Genomic DNA, 14,530 nt, shown 5'->3' with positions numbered 1-14,530 from the left:
GACCGAACACAGGGGCGAGGCGGTGACAGTCAGCGCTTCAGCGCAGCGCCAGCCGGTAGCGCAGGGGCGAACGCCCGGTGATCAGGACCCGCTGCCCCGCCGGGGTCAGCCCGCCGCCCAGCCAGCTGTAGCGCTCGCCGGAGTCCACGACGGCGCCCGAGGCCGAGGCGCCACCCGGCGCGCCCACGGCCAGCAGCCCGCCCGCGACGGCGGTCCCGGCGAGGAAGTGGCGGCGGCGCAGGGGCGTCAAAGGTGGTGCTCCGTGGCTCGGGCCGCCAGGGCGAGGGGACCGGGGACGAGGAAGGCCAGCGGTGGATAGGACCAGGCGCAGACGGCGGCGGTGGCGACGGCCAGCAGCAGCACACCGCTCGCCCGGGGCCTGCGCACACTGTCGTACGCCGCCGAGCGCAGCGCGGTACGCCAACTCGTCGCCGACTCCGGGCGGGCACAGGCCCGCAGCAGCACGACGGCGAGCAGTCCGCCCACGGCGAGCAGCACGGGCCGGAAGACCACCGCGCCGGGCAGCCCCGCGCCCGCCGCGAGCGCGTTGAACAGCAGCAGGGCGCCGCCGGCCAGCAGCCCGGCCCCGGCCAGCAGATCGCCGGTGCGCAGCCGTTCCCGCAGGGCGCGGAGATAGCCGCCCGCGGTGGTGGGCACGTCCTGGCGCACCCGCCGGTCGAGGACGGCGCAGGCCGTGGACATGGCGGCCGGGGCGGTGAGGAGGGGCAGCGAAGCGGCGGCCGTGGCCAGGCCCACCGCCAGGACGTCGGCGAAGAGCGCGAAGCGCGGGCCGAACAGCTCGCCGGGTTCACGTTTGGTGGCGGTGGCCATGGTCGGTCCGTCACCCCTTCAGTCCGGAGCTGGCCATGCCCTCGACCAGGAACCGCTGGAAGGCGAGGAAGAAGAGCACGATGGGCAGCAGCGCGAAGACGGACATGGCGAACATCGGGCCGAAGGCCGACTGGCTGGAGGCGTCCACGAAGGACCGCAGGGCCAGGGTCAGGGTGAACTTCTCCGGCTCGAAGAGATAGATGAGCTGGGTGAAGAAGTCGTTCCAGGTCCAGATGAAGGTGAAGATCGCGGTGGTGATCAGGGCGGGCCTGGTCAGCGGCAGGATGACGCTGAAGAACGAGCGGAAGGGCCCGCAGCCGTCGATCCGCGCCGCCTCCTCCAGCTCACGCGGCAGTCCGCGCATGAACTGCACGATGAGGAAGACGAAGAAGGCGTCGGTGGCCAGGAACTTCGGCAGGATCATCGGCCAGTAGGTGTTCACCATGCCGAGCTGGTTGAAGATGATGTACTGCGGAATGAGGATGGCATGGTGCGGCAGCATGATCGTGGCGATCATGAAGGCGAAGAGCGGACCGCGCATCCGGAACCGCAGCCGAGCGAAGGCGTACGCGGCGAGTGAGCAGCTGATGACGTTGCCGAGCACCGCGCCGCACGCGATGAGCAGCGAGTTCCACAGCAGCCGTCCGACGCTGACCTCGTTCACCCCGTCCAGGGCGGTGGAGTAGTTGCCCCATTCGAAGTGGCTGGGCAGCAGCTTGAGGCTGGCGATGACCTCGTCGGCGGGCTTGAACGAGGTCGCCACCAGCCAGGCCAGCGGATAGAGCATCACCAGCAGCACGGCGATCAGGCAGAGGTGCAGCACGATCCGGCCGGTGGGCCGCCGCCGCGCCGCCGGGGTGGTGGTGATCGGGGCGGTGGTCATCGGCCCCCCTCGTTGTTGTCGTTGGCGTAGAAGACCCAGGCCCGGGAGGTGCGGAAGAGGACCGCGGTGACGACCCCGATGGCCAGCAGCAGCACCCAGGCCATCGCGGAGGCGTAGCCCATATGGGAGGCGGTGAAGCCGCGGTCGTAGAGGTAGAGCGTGTAGACGAGCGTGGAGTCGGCGGGTCCGCCCTTGCCCGCGCTGACCGCGAAGGCGGGGGTGAAGACCTGGAACGCCTGGATCATCTGGAGCACCAGATTGAAGAAGAGCACCGGGGAGAGCATGGGGATGGTGATGGAGCGGAACTGCCGCCACCAGGAGGCCCCGTCCACCGCGGCCGCCTCGTACAGCTCGGCCGGTATCTGCTGGAGCCCGGCCAGGAAGATCACCATGGGTGCGCCGAACTGCCAGATGGTCAGCAACGCGACCGACATGATGGCCCAGCCGGGTCTGTTGATCCAGCCGCCGATGTCGATGCCCATACCGGAGAGCAGGTTGTCGACGGAGCCGCCGTCGTTGAAGATCGCCCGCCAGACCAGGGCGATGGACATCGACGCGCCGAGCAGCGAGGGCGCGTAGAACGCCGAGCGGTAGAAGCCCTTGCCGCGTCTGACCGACTTCAGCGCGATCGCGACGGCCAGCGCCAGCAGGAGCTGGAGCGGCACCGCGATCACCACATACGTCAGGGTCGTGATGACCGACCGCCAGTAGCGGGGGTCCTCGGTGAACATCTGGGTGTAGTTGCGGAAGCCGATCCACCGGGGCGCGTCGAACATGTCGTAGTCGGTGAACGACAGATACAGGGACACGGCCATGGGCAGCAGCGTCAGCGCGGCGGCGCCGAGCACCCACGGGGACAGGAACACCCAGGCGGCCCCCTGCCGCTCGCGCTTCGGCGCCCGCTTGCCGCCACTGGCGGAGGGCGTGGCGTCCTGGGGGCGGGTCGCGGTCGCGGTCATTGCCTCAGCTCCGCCTTCGCCTCGGTGATGTAGTCCTCCGCCGCCTCGCGCGGCGACATGCGCTCGTAGCTGACCTGGTCGTAGTCGCGCGAGAAGGTGCCCTGAAGCGAGGTGTCGCCCTTGGGCGGCGCGGGCGGCGGATCCTTGAGCCTGCCCTCGAACTGCTCCTGGTACGTGGAGATGACCTGGTCGAAGCCCTCCAGCTTCGGCAGCACGTCCTGCCGGATGGTGTCGTTGGCCGGGATGCCGCGGGAGGCGCCCAGGATGGCGCCCGCCTCCTTGTCGTTGAGCAGGAAGTCGATGAACCGGGCCGCCTCTTCGGGGTGTTCGGTCTTGGCCGAGGCGCCGAAGAACATCGACGGTTTGAAGTACTGCCCGGGGGTGCCGTCGTCGCCGACCGGCAGCGGCGCCAGCTTCAGCCCCTCGCCGACGATGGCCGCGTAGCCGCTGGTGGGGGCGTCCCAGTTGAAGTCGGAGACGGTCGTCAGCCGGCCCAGCGGGGTGTTCTCCACCGTCCCGTCCATCTGGGTGGTCTGCTCGGCGCGCGAGACCGCGCCCTCCTTGCGGAGCTCGGTGCACCACTCCCAGTAGCGGGTCAGATCGTCGGCGGTGAAGCCCAGCCGTTCGCCCTCGGTGTAGAGGGACTTGCCCTGGCTGCGCAGCCAGATCTCGAAGATGTCCTCGCTCTGGCCCGGGTCGGTGGAGCCGGTCCGCCCCTCGGTCGCCTTGGACGCCGCCAGCCTGCGCATGGCGTCGGCCCAGTCGTCCCAGGTCCAGCCCGGGGTGGGCGGGGGGACGCCCGCCTTGCGCCACAGGGTGGCGTCGTACGCCATCGTCTCGGTGCCGCGGGCCACCGGGAGCGCGTACTGCTTACCGTCCACCACCCCGGTGGCCAGCAGCCCCTTGTCGATCTCCGAGGTGCGCAGCTGGGGGTGTTCGCCGAGGTCCAGCAGGATGCCGGAGGTCGCGTACTGATCGATCTGCCGGTAGTCCAGCTGCATCACATCGGGGGCGTCGCCGCCCGCCGCCTGGGTGGCCAGCTTCGCCTTGTAGGTGTCGAAGCCCGCGAAGGACGTGCTGATGTCGATGTCGGGGTGGCGCTTCTCGAAGAGCTTGATGGCCTGCTCGGTGCGGGCGGCCCGGTCGGGGTTGCCCCACCAGGTGAACCGCAGGCCGACCTTGCCGCCCGAGCCGCCGCCGCCATCGCCGCCGCAGCCCGTGAGGGTCCCTCCGAGGATGAGCACGATCGCCAGGGCGCAGGACGCCGTTGTCCTGTTTCAGCGCATACCGGAGCCGACCTCCCTCCTGATCCGTCCGTTGAGCGTGCGTGGTGGTGTCCACGGCGGTTATTCGCCGTAGTACGGGAGCGTGACACCGGGCAGTTCGTACTCGTCCCGGCGGCCGCACATGCCGTAGCCGCCCCGGCGGCTGGGCCCGGTCGCGGTGACCCGTGCCTCGGCCAGATGCGAGGGGTCGCCCTCGGCGAGCGCGGTCAGCTGCTCACCGGTGCGGCGCGCGGCGGCGAGCGCCCCGTCCCGCCAGCGCGGCTCCCACTCCTTGACCTTGGGCGCGACGATCCGCGCCGCCGCCTCGTGGAAGGCGCGCAGCGGTGCGTCGTCGCCCTTCTCGAGGGCGGCCCGCAGCGTCAGATAGCCCTCGATCGCCAGATCCCGGCGGCGCCGGGCGGCCGCGTCGGCCTCCGGCCCCTCCTTGGCGGGGAGCGTGGCGGCCGCCGCGTAGCGCCCGGGGTCGGCCAGCACCTCGGACGGGAAGGTGAAGACGGCGTCCCCGGCCTCCGGCAGCCCGCTGTTCTGCATCAGCACGGTCACCCTGAGGCCGCCGCCCTGCACCATCCGGTGGATCGTGCCGGGGGTGAACCACACCACCGCGCCCGGTTCCAGCGGGGTCTCGGTGAAGCCGTCCCCGAGGGTCAGGGTCTGCACGGCGCCGCGTCCCGCGGTGACCACATACGCCTCGGTGCAGGCCAGATGGAGATGGGGGCTGCCGCCGCACACCCCGTCGGCGGCCTCCCACTCGTACGCGCTGATGTGGGAGAGCCCCACACCGCCGGGCAGCGGGGCGGACATCGCGCTCAACGCCCTCACCACCCGTGGTTCTTGAGGTAGCCCTCGGCGCGCGCCCGGTCCCAGGCCCCGTCGGCGACCACCACCCGGTAGCGGTAGCCGAAGGACTCCCCCGGCAAAAGCTCGAACTCCTCGAAGAAGGCCCAGGAGGGGGCGACCGAGGGGATCGGCTCGGAGCGCACGAACCAGTGGGAGGCGTGGATGGAATCGGCGTTCTCCGGGGCGTGCGCGAACAGCAGCGTGGAGTGCCCGTCGACATCGTCGTGCTCACCGGTGAAGGCGATCCAGGGGGCCTCGGCGGCCGGGGTGCCCATCAGGTCCGAGGCGCCGGTCTCGCCGTCGCCGCCGCGCCCGTCGGGGCCGATGACATCGCCGCCGGTGAAGTCGCGCGGGCCGCGCCAGTTGAGCCCGGTGTAGCCGGCCATCTCCCGGCCGGCGCTGGTCGGGGAGCCGAAGTGCAGCGCCTCGTCACGGATGTTGGTGAGCCGGATGGACCAGTCCAGGGCCCAGGCGCCCTCCTCCGGCTCCACCGAGTGGAGTTCGATGGTGCGCAGCTCACGCGCCCACTCCTGGCCGCCGCTGTGTGGTACGGAAGGATTGGCGACCCAGGTGAGCTTCTCCACGAAGCGCAGCCGGTCCTCGGCGGCGGTGAACTCCTCGAAGCCGTCGTGGCGCATCGAGCCGACGCGGTCCTCGACCCGCTGATAGCCCTGCTCGGGGCCGAGGTAGGAGTTGCCGCCCCAGAAGTTCTGGCCGGACAGATGGCTGGCGGTCATCTGGAGGCCCTTGTGCCAGCGGTGGTCGTTGGGCCGGTAGCCGGAGACGGGGTTCCCGGCGAGGGTGCGCAGCGGGTGGGCGTAGGGCTTACGGGCCTCGAAGGCGTCCGGGTCGGGCCGGTAGACATAGGCCATCAGCTCGACGCCGCCGGAGGCGACCGAGATCCGGTCGCCGTGGGTGTGGGTGACGGTGATGCGCTGGGTCATGGCGGCCTCAGCTCTCCTTCGTGGTGGCGGTCGCTGCCTTCGGTGCCCATTCGGGGTGGTCGCCGTGCATGGCCTCGTAGTACGGGTCCCCGGGCGCGATCTCGCCCGCGCGCACGGGCCGCCCGGTGAAGGCCGCCTTGTACAGCGCGGCGATGAACTCGAGGGTGCGGCGGGCGTCCGGGCCGCTGCCGGGCGGCCGTACGCCCTCGCGCATCGCGTCCAGCAACGCGGACAGCTGGGCCCCGTGCGAACTGGGCAGATCGGTGGCCGGGGTGCGCCAGCGCCGCTGCCGGACGGGCTCGTCGCGGACGTGCGGGGCCGGGGTGTAGACCCAGTCGTCGTTGCGGTGGCCGTAGAGGTGGGTCAGCTCGACGGTGGCGTCCGCGCAGTCGATGCGGATCCGGCTGACCTCGTCGGGTGAGAGCACGCTGTTGACGACGGTGGCCATGGTGCCGCCCGCGAACCGCACCAGCGCGGTGGAGACGTCCTCGCTCTCCACGGTGTGGACCAGGCGTCCGGCCATGCCGCGGATCTCGGTCCAGTCGCCGAGGAGGTGGAGCAGCAGATCCATCTGGTGGATGCCGTGGCCCATGGACGGGCCGCCGCCCTCGGTCTCCCAACGGCCGCGCCACGGCACCGCGTAGTAGGCGGTGTCACGGTGCCAGGTGGTCTGGCAGTGGGCCACCAGCGGCCGGCCCAGGGCGCCCTCGGCCAGCAACTCGCGGGCGTGGACGGCGCCCGAGCCGTAGCGGTGCTGGAAGACCACGGAGGCGTACGGGCCGCCCGCCTCCCGCTCGGCCCCGGCGATCTCGTCGTACTCGGCGAGCGTGAGGCACAGCGGCTTCTCGCACAGCACCCAGGCGCCGGCCTTCAGCGCGGCCACCGTCTGCTCGCGGTGCAGGGAGGGCGGGGTGCCGATGAGGACCAGGTCGGGACGCTCGGCCGCCAGCATGGCCGTCGCGTCGGAATAGCCGGTGACATCGAAGGTGCCGCCCTCGGCCGCGGTGGCGCGGAAGGCGTCGAGCCGGTCCGTGGCCACGTCGACGGCGGCGACGAGGTCCACACGGTCGGCGTGATCACGCAGTGCGGGCAGATGGCTGCCGGTGACGATTCCTCCGGTGCCGACCACTGCGGCACGGATACGGGCGGTGTCTGCTGCGGCCATGGGCTAAAGCTCCTCGCGCCGGGGGTAAGCGCTTGCTGGGGAGGACCCTAGGCATGGTCCGGATGACAGGACAAGACCCCGGAGGGCAGAATCGCGCCGCTCCTGGAGTGAGAGCATGGAGGGCCCTACCAGCGCGCACGGTGTACCGGAAAGTGACCACCCAACGGAGGAAACATGGCAGTGACCCTGGCCGATGTGGCGGCACGGGCTCGGGTCTCGGCGGCCACCGTGTCGCGCGTCCTGAGTGGCAACTACCCCGTCGCCGAGTCGACCCGGACCCGGGTGCTGCGAGCGGTCGATGAGCTGGAGTACGTGGTCAATGGACCGGCAAGCGCTCTCGCCGCTGCCACCTCCGATCTGGTCGGAGTGCTCGTCAACGACATCGCGGACCCCTTCTTCGGAATCATCGCGGGCGCCGTACAGGCCGAAATGGGCGCACCGGGAGGCGAACCGGGCCGGGGCGGCGAGAAGCTCGCGGTCATCTGCAACACCGGCGGTTCCCCCGAGCGCGAGCTGAACTACCTGACCCTGCTCCAGCGGCAGCGCGCGGCCGCCGTCGTGCTCACCGGCGGCGCGGTCGAACACCCCGACCACGCCGCCGCCGTGGCCGCCAAGGCGTCCCGGCTGGCCGCGTCCGGCACCCGGGTGGTGCTGTGCGGCCGCCCGCCGATCGAGGACGCGACCACCCTCACCTTCGACAACCGCGGCGGCGCCCGTCGGCTCACCGAACATCTGCTGACCCTCGGCCACCGCCGGATCGGCTATGTGGCGGGCCCCGCCGATCGCACCACGACCCGCCACCGGCTGGAGGGCCACCGGGCGGCGCTCGGCGCCGCGGGGGTGAACGGTCCCGACGCCGACGAGGAGCGGCTGACCGTGCACGGCCTGTACGACCGCGCCTCCGGCTATGACGCCACCCTCGAACTGCTGCGCCGCGACCGGAGCTCGACGGCCATCGTCGCCGCCAACGACACCATCGCGCTCGGCGTCTGCGCGGCCCTGCGCGACCAGGGGCTGCGGATCCCCGAGGACGTCTCGGTCGCGGGCTTCGACGACCTCCCGTTCAGCGCGGACGCCGTCCCCGCCCTCACCACCATGCGGCTGCCGCTGCACGACGCGGGCGCGCGGGCCGGGCGGCTGGCCCTGGGCCGCGAGCCGCAGCCGCCGGGCGGAGTGGCGATGGTCAGGGCCGAACTGATGGCCCGCTCCTCCACGGCCCCACCACACGGCTGAGCGCTCCGCTGGAACCGCCGACCTGCGTCGATCGCCCGTGGCGGCGCCGTGGCCGGTCGCCCACGCGGCGGAGCCGCATATCGAACGCTTACGTCACCGCGGCGGTGGAGCCGCCGGAGGCAGCTCCACCGCCGCGGCCGGGCGGACGGTTACTCGTGGGCGCTGATCACACCACCGGCGCTGAGCACGATGTGCACGCCATTGGCCTCGAGCCCGTCGTCGTGCTGGTCCGCCTCCAGCGTGCCGTCCACCGAGCCCTCGTTGCCGAGGATCTCCGCGCGGTAGTGGAGGTCGCCGAGCTTCGTGACCTTGGCCGTCCAGCCGCCCGCGAGCTTGAAGGTGCCCGGTCCCCGCTGTTCGCCGCCCATCCAGGAGTGGACCTCGCCGCCCGCCGTGAGCACGACGAACATGCCGTTGCCGTCGAGCCCGGCGTCCCCCTCCTTCGCCTCCAGCGTGGCCAGGACATCACCGTCGTTGACGATCTTGAGGCGGTAGTGCAGATCGCCGAGCTTGTAGATCTCGGCCGTGCTGCCGTCCACCAGAGTCTCGGTACGGGACGGGGATGCCGCCTTGTCCGCAGTGCCCGCCTTGGTGTCGACCTTGGCATCCGAGCCCTGCGCTCCGGTGGAGGAGTCCGTGCTGCTGGACCCCGCGGAGGCCGCGGGCTTCGTGGCGGTGGAGTCCGAGCCGGAGCAGGCGGTCAGGCTGAGACCGGCGGCTGCGATCAGGGCAGCGGCGGCAATGCGCAGGGTGCGGCGGCGAACGGTGCGGGTGGCGGTGCTGGAGCTCATTTCAGGTCCCCCCAGGGGCTCGGTGTCGCTGTCTCCTCGGTACGTCACCCACTCTGGTAGGGGCCGCTACCGCGAGGCTGCCGCTCGGCTAACACCCGGCTAACGGGGGTGTTGGCGGTGGAGGGACGCGCACGTTGCCTGTCCCCGTCTCCTGCGGGAACGGGGACAGGCAATGGGGGTTGCGCGCGGGATCGAAGTCCTACGGCCCAGTTCTACGCGGAGGCCCGCCGCCGCGAGCTCCGCGGACGGCCTGGCCGCTCGTCGATGGCGCCGGGGCGCAGGTGATCAGAGGGGCTGGAGCCGGCGGCGCAGGAGGCAGAATTCATTGCCTTCCGGGTCGGCCAGCACATGCCAGCTCTCGGTGCCGGTCTGGCCGATGTCGGCGGTCCTGGCGCCGAGCGCGAACAGCCGCTCCAGCTCGGCGTCCTGGTCGCGGTCGGTGGCGTTGACGTCGATGTGCAGGGGGAGCTTCCCGGGCCGCGGGTCGCCACTGGGGCTGAGGACCAGGGTGGGCTGCGAGCCGCCGAAGCCGACGTCGGGCGGCCCGATCTCGATGCTCCCGTCGTCCTCGCGGCCGAGCTCGACATAGCCGAGCACCTCGCTCCAGAACGCGGCGAGCCGCTCGGGGTCGGCGCAGTCGAGGACCAACTCGCTGATACGGCATGCCATGCCCGTCAGTGTACGTAGCGGACCTGACATCGCGGCCTTCGCCGGAGTCGCTGCTTGCCCAACGCGACGGTCGTGGGGCCTCCCTTGTCGTGGGGCCTCCCCTGTCGTAGAGCCTCCCCAGTCGTGGGGCCTCCCCCCTTCCCAAATACTTGATCTGACGCAACTATGAGATCAAGCGAATCGTCTTGACCGCAGGGGTACGGAGGGTGCCGGATGGAGCCACGCGACGATCTTGAGCTGGCCGTGGACGAGGTCCGCGACTTCAATCGGATGTACACCCGGCTGATCGGCGTCCTCGACTACCCCGGGCAGCTCAACACCCCGTACACGCTGAGCGAGGCCCGCGTCCTCTACGAGCTGGCCCGGCGGGAGCGCACCCATGTCTCGGCGCTCCGGGAGCTCCTGGGCGTCACCGCCCCGCATCTGAGCCGCACGCTGAGCCGGTTCGAGGAGCGGGGGCTGGTGACCCGCGAGCGCCACCACCGCGACGCCCGCTTCCAGGAGGTGCTGCTCACCGAGGCGGGCCGGACGGCGGCGGAGGACCTGGACCGGCGCTCACGGGAGGCGGTGACCGGGCTGCTGACCAAGGTCTCCCGGAACGAGCTGGGGCGGCTGCGGGAGGCGCTGGCCACCGCCCGGGGCGTGTTCGACGGCCCCGCGGGGGCCGAGGTGCAGCTGCGCGGACCGGAGCCGGGGGACCTGGGCTGGATCGTGCAGCGCCACGGCGCCGTGTACGCCCGGGAGTTCGGCTGGAACGCCGAGTTCGAGGCCCTGGTGGCCCAGATCGTCGGGGAGTTCGGCGCGGGCCATGACCCGGCCCGCGAGCGGGCGTGGATCGCGGAACTCGACGGCCGTCCCGTCGGATCGGTGATGTGCGTCCGGGACGAGCGGCCCGATACGGCCCGGCTGCGGCTGCTGCTCGTCGAACCGGAGGCGCGGGGGCGGCGGATCGGCGAGCGGCTGGTGAGCGCGTGTATCGACTTCGCGCGTGAGACGGGCTATCACGAACTCGTGCTGTGGACCAATGACGTCCTGACCTCCGCCCGCCGGATCTACCAGCGGGCCGGGTTCGAGCTGGTCGCCGAGAAGCGGCACCGCGGCTACGGCTCGCCCCTGGTCGGCCAGGACTGGCGGCTCCCACTCCAGGACTCCGCACACGGCTGACGGCTGTCCGCGGGCCGCTCTGTCCGGGGAGCGGCTCCGTCCGGGCGGGCGTCCCCTGCCCGAGCGGGCATCGCCTGCCCGAGCGGGCGTCGCCGGGGCCGGGCGGGTGGCTCCTGCTCGGCGAGCGCCGCCTGTCCCGGCGGGCGCCACCTGCCCTGGCGAGCGCCGCCTGTCCTGCCAGACGTCTCCGCGACCGGGCTCGCCGGGACCCGGCCCGACCGTGACGCGGATCACCCGCAACGCGGTCCGCGCGAAGGACAGGGAGGGGTGTGGAGACTTCACTGCGCGCCCGCGTGCGAGCCGGAGATCCGGACGCCTTCAGGCAGCTCTTCGACGAGTACGCGTCGGTGGTCTACCGGCACGCCGTCCGGTTGACCGGCGACTGGGCCATGGCCGACGACATCGTGTCGCTGACCTTCCTGGAGGCATGGCGACTGCGCGAGCGGCTGTTCCCGGGGGACGACAGCCCGCGTCCGTGGCTGCTGGGGATCGCGACGAATGTCACGCGCAACACCGCGCGGGCGGCGCGAAGACACCAGGCCGCGCTCGCCAGGCTCCCGCCCCCGGGCCCCGTGCCGGACTTCGCCGACGAGGTGGCCCAGCGCCTGGCCGACACCGAGGAGCTGGCCGCCGCGCAGAGGGCGTTGCGCACGATGCGCCGTGGGGAACGCGAGGTGTTCACGCTCTGCGTGTGGGAGGGCCTGGACGCCGCCACGGCGGCCGAGGCGCTGGGCGTGGCCGTCGGCACCGTACGAGCCCGCCTCTCGCGCGCGAGAAAGCGCCTGCGCAAGCTCACCGAGCTCGAACTCATCGACGGCACGGACGGCAGCGGCGGCACGAGCGGTACAAGCGGGACGGGCGGCACGAGCCGCATGGACGGCAACGGCGAGCGCCCAGGCACGGGCGGCGGCAATCGAGGCACGGGCGGCAACCCGGGCGCGGGCCACGGCACCGGGCACGACACGGTGCAACGTGCGACCACGGCCGGACAGATACCGGGCAGCCGCCACCAGGCGGCTCGGTCCACGCAGGAGAAGAAGCCATGAACACCGACCCGCGACGACGCGATCAGCCGGTCGACCACCAGGACCTGGCCGAGTTGCTGCCCGCACCGGGCCGTCCGGTGCTCCGGCGGGACCGCCACCGCGTCCTGAGGGAACATCTGATGGAGCACATCACCAACGAGACCATCCACGCGCAGTCGGGTACGACGAGCGCCTCACCCGTGCCACTCGCACCCCGGCGCCCCGGGCGGCGCCTCGTTCTCATCGCGGCGCCGCTGGCACTGGCCGCCGTCGTGGGCATGGGCGCGGTGGCGGTCGACGTCGTACAGGACGGCAAGGACGGTAACGGCGGTAAGGGCACCACCACCGCCACCGGCGGCACCGCGGCCGAACACCGACAGGCCGTACAGCTGCTGGACCGGATCGCCGTGACGGCGGCCGACCGCCCGGCGGTCACGGTCCGCGACGACCAGTTCATCTACACCAAGTCCCAGGGCTCCTCGGCCATATGGGGCGGGCCCTCCAAGCCCGTGCGCGACTCCAAGGGGGACATCACCGGCACCAAGAGGTACAAGGGGAACGTCCAGAGCCAGGAGTGGCAGCCCGTGGACGGCAAGGGGGACGGGCTCCGGCGCCTCGTCGCGCTGTCCCCGGGCGGCGAGCCCGACCCCTCGCAGCGCCAGGACATCACCATGGTGGGCACCGGCTATCTGACCTTCCGACAGCTTCAGGCGCTCCCCACCGACCCCGACGCGCTGCTGAAGAAGCTCGAGAGCGGCAACGGGGTGGTGAAGTCCCGTCTGACGGAGACGGTCTTCGAGAACGTCGGGGTCATCCTCGATCAGGCCACGCTGTTGCCCGATCTGAGTGCCGCGCTCTACCGTGCCGTGGCCAAACTGCCGGACGTACGCGTCGTGAAGAACGTCAAGGACGGCGCGGGCCGGACCGGTATCGGCCTCACATACACCGACCGCAGGAACCCTTCGAAGACCACGGGCGGCTATTGGGTCTTCGACTCGAAGAGCCTGGCCTACCTCGGAACGGACAGAAGCGCCCTCCTGGACGTCGCCGTCACCGATGACAAGGGCGAGGTGACATGGGCCGACGCTTCCTGAGCCGGCCGTCCGACCCCGCCTGTCGAAGGGCGTCCGCTCCGGCGGACGCCCTTCTCGCATCAACGGACTTTCGCATCAACGGCCGCACAGCGCGGAGCCCGATAGATATATGTCACGCCGTCACCTAGGCCGAAAACCGCTCGCGCGGGCAGGCCGATACAGGAAGGATCAGCGGACGCACACGGGCGTCCACGGCACACGGGCAACGGGCAACGGGCAACGGGCGGACAACGTAGACACGGCGCGCCCATGCGGCGCGTCGGAACGGCACAAGAGCAAAGGGCGTACCCCTGAGTACCCAGCAGGTCATCGAGTGGACCGAGGACGGCCGGACCCGGACCGCCCACTGGCGCTCCGAGAGCGGCGTACCGCCGCCCCGGCGGGTCGCGGTCGCGGACGACCGGATGCCCGCCGACACCGCCCACCGCCTCGTCTGCGAGGGCACCGCGCTGCTGTGGCGCGGCGACTACCAGTGCGCCCGTCAGCTGCTGACGGCGCTGGCGCGCCGGATCGACCGGGGCCCGCGCCGGGCCAGGGAGCGGCGGGCACCGGCGGCGACACCGGCCGAGGCGTTCCACCGGTACCGCCAGGCCCGGTCCCGGCGGGCCCGGCTGCTGGGGATGGTGCTGGTGCCGCTGGACGCGGACTTCGGCGTACCGCTGCGCCGGGCGCCGGACGTACGGCGCGCATGCGCCGAGGCGTACGGCCCGGCGCGGGGCCCCTCGGTCGTCTCGCTCCGTGAGTTGCTCGGTCTGATCGGCGCGCATGAGTGGCGGGAGAAGGGCGTCGAGGTCCCGGCGCTGGGCGGGGACCGCGTCCATCCGTACTACGGCGTCTTCTCACCCGTGCGCGGCGAGTACGTGGACCTGGTGGCCGAGGCCCCGCTGCCCACGCGCGAGCTGGCCTTCGACATCGGCACCGGGACCGGCGTCCTGGCCGCCGTCCTGGCCCGGCGTGGCATCGAGCGCGTCGTGGCCACCGACCAGGACGCACGGGCGCTGGAGTGCGCCAGGGAGAACGTGGCGCGCCTGGGCCTCGCCGAGCGGGTCGAAGTGATCGAGGCCGACCTCTTCCCGCCCGGCCGCGCCCCGCTGGTGGTGTGCAATCCGCCCTGGGTCCCGGCCCGGCCCTCCGCACCGCTGGAATACGCGATCTACGACCCGTCGAGCCAAATGCTGCACGGCTTCCTGAACGGGCTGACCGGACATCTGGCCCCCGGCGGCGAGGGCTGGCTGATCCTCTCCGACCTGGCCGAACACCTCGGACTGCGCACGCGCGCCGAGCTGCTGGCCGCCTTCGACACGGCGGGGCTGACCGTGCTCGACCGCCTGGACGTCCGCCCGGTCCACCCCCGCGCCTTCGACCCCACCGACCCACTCCACTCGGCCCGCGCGGCGGAAGTGACATCGCTCTGGCGACTGACGACACGCTGAGCAGCCCCGCGCTCACGGCCCAGGGGGTGCCCGCGCGCTCGCGGCCCAGGGAGGCGCCACGCCGTAAGGGCCACCACCGCTCGTTGCACGCCTCCCCACCGCGCTGCCCAGGCCGCCCGGCGCCACCCCGTATCGACCCCACTCGGGACAACCCCGCGCACTCACACGCCCCACCGGCCACCCGGGCGGGACGGCCCCCGGACTCCGGGGGCCGAG

At 72.1% G+C, this 14,530-nt stretch carries 15 protein-coding genes; 5 read left to right on the top strand and 10 right to left on the bottom strand.

The genetic code is table 11. From position 1 onward, the window contains the following. Nucleotides 1-37 precede the first annotated feature (37 nt). The 8 genes from NQU54_RS23555 to NQU54_RS23520 all read right to left on the bottom strand — a co-directional run bounded on the left by NQU54_RS23555 (nucleotide 38) and on the right by NQU54_RS23520 (nucleotide 6,905). Nucleotides 38-250, bottom strand: coding sequence for a twin-arginine translocation signal domain-containing protein (locus NQU54_RS23555; protein WP_257632824.1), 213 nt, complete (start codon nucleotides 248-250; stop codon nucleotides 38-40). Further along, a complete protein-coding gene (locus NQU54_RS23550; RefSeq protein ID WP_099013808.1) occupies nucleotides 247-831 on the bottom strand; it encodes a hypothetical protein in 585 nt (194 codons plus the stop codon). Before NQU54_RS23550 ends, NQU54_RS23555 begins: the two co-directional genes overlap by 4 nt. A gap of 10 nt (nucleotides 832-841) precedes the next feature. After that, nucleotides 842-1,714: a carbohydrate ABC transporter permease gene (locus NQU54_RS23545; RefSeq protein WP_069864061.1), complete on the bottom strand. Its 873-nt coding sequence runs from the start codon at nucleotides 1,712-1,714 to the stop codon at nucleotides 842-844. Then, nucleotides 1,711-2,673, bottom strand: coding sequence for a carbohydrate ABC transporter permease (locus NQU54_RS23540; protein WP_257632823.1), 963 nt, complete (start codon nucleotides 2,671-2,673; stop codon nucleotides 1,711-1,713). The genes NQU54_RS23545 and NQU54_RS23540 overlap by 4 nt, the downstream gene beginning before the upstream one ends. Further along, on the bottom strand, nucleotides 2,670-3,917 hold the full coding sequence (locus NQU54_RS23535) for an ABC transporter substrate-binding protein (RefSeq protein WP_372505996.1): 1,248 nt from the start codon (nucleotides 3,915-3,917) through the stop codon (nucleotides 2,670-2,672). Before NQU54_RS23535 ends, NQU54_RS23540 begins: the two co-directional genes overlap by 4 nt. A 102-nt stretch (nucleotides 3,918-4,019) precedes the next feature. Beyond that, complete coding sequence (locus NQU54_RS23530) at nucleotides 4,020-4,760, bottom strand: cupin (RefSeq protein ID WP_257632860.1); 741 nt, start codon at nucleotides 4,758-4,760, stop codon at nucleotides 4,020-4,022. 14 nt (nucleotides 4,761-4,774) lie between these two features. Then, a complete protein-coding gene (locus tag NQU54_RS23525) occupies nucleotides 4,775-5,740 on the bottom strand; it encodes a DUF6807 domain-containing protein (protein WP_257632822.1) in 966 nt (321 codons plus the stop codon). 7 nt (nucleotides 5,741-5,747) lie between these two features. Then, nucleotides 5,748-6,905 (bottom strand): Gfo/Idh/MocA family protein, encoded by a 1,158-nt coding sequence (locus NQU54_RS23520; protein ID WP_257632821.1) that lies wholly within the window; start codon nucleotides 6,903-6,905, stop codon nucleotides 5,748-5,750. Nucleotides 6,906-7,079: 174 nt separating this feature from the next. On the opposite strand from NQU54_RS23520, the gene NQU54_RS23515 reads away from it, so the two are divergent. Then, nucleotides 7,080-8,138, top strand: coding sequence for a LacI family DNA-binding transcriptional regulator (locus NQU54_RS23515; RefSeq protein ID WP_257632820.1), 1,059 nt, complete (start codon nucleotides 7,080-7,082; stop codon nucleotides 8,136-8,138). Between the two features lie 149 nt (nucleotides 8,139-8,287). Here NQU54_RS23515 and NQU54_RS23510 read toward each other — a convergent pair whose 3' ends face one another. Next, nucleotides 8,288-8,929: a hypothetical protein gene (locus NQU54_RS23510; protein ID WP_257632819.1), complete on the bottom strand. Its 642-nt coding sequence runs from the start codon at nucleotides 8,927-8,929 to the stop codon at nucleotides 8,288-8,290. A 285-nt stretch (nucleotides 8,930-9,214) separates the two neighbouring features. Then, on the bottom strand, nucleotides 9,215-9,598 hold the full coding sequence (locus NQU54_RS23505; protein ID WP_257632818.1) for a VOC family protein: 384 nt from the start codon (nucleotides 9,596-9,598) through the stop codon (nucleotides 9,215-9,217). A 213-nt stretch (nucleotides 9,599-9,811) separates the two neighbouring features. Between NQU54_RS23505 and NQU54_RS23500 the strand changes: the two genes are divergently transcribed. From NQU54_RS23500 to NQU54_RS23485, 4 genes are all read left to right on the top strand, one after another. Beyond that, the gene (locus tag NQU54_RS23500; RefSeq protein WP_257632817.1) at nucleotides 9,812-10,762 is read left to right on the top strand and encodes a bifunctional helix-turn-helix transcriptional regulator/GNAT family N-acetyltransferase; all 951 of its coding nucleotides are present in this window, start codon (nucleotides 9,812-9,814) and stop codon (nucleotides 10,760-10,762) included. A gap of 269 nt (nucleotides 10,763-11,031) precedes the next feature. Continuing rightward, nucleotides 11,032-11,808, top strand: a complete 777-nt coding sequence (locus NQU54_RS23495; RefSeq protein WP_257632816.1) for an RNA polymerase sigma factor — start codon at nucleotides 11,032-11,034, stop codon at nucleotides 11,806-11,808. Continuing rightward, nucleotides 11,805-12,881 carry a CU044_5270 family protein gene (locus NQU54_RS23490; protein WP_257632815.1) on the top strand — a complete coding sequence of 359 codons (1,077 nt, stop codon included), beginning with the start codon at nucleotides 11,805-11,807 and terminating at the stop codon, nucleotides 12,879-12,881. The genes NQU54_RS23495 and NQU54_RS23490 overlap by 4 nt, the downstream gene beginning before the upstream one ends. 290 nt (nucleotides 12,882-13,171) lie before the next feature. Beyond that, complete coding sequence (locus NQU54_RS23485; RefSeq protein ID WP_257632859.1) at nucleotides 13,172-14,314, top strand: methyltransferase; 1,143 nt, start codon at nucleotides 13,172-13,174, stop codon at nucleotides 14,312-14,314. Nucleotides 14,315-14,530 lie beyond the last annotated feature (216 nt).

The organism is Streptomyces malaysiensis subsp. samsunensis (assembly GCF_024519315.1).
GTDB lineage: Bacteria > Actinomycetota > Actinomycetes > Streptomycetales > Streptomycetaceae > Streptomyces > Streptomyces malaysiensis.
Note: the sequence above shows the minus strand (reverse complement) of the source record. Positions and strands in the feature narration are given on the sequence as shown.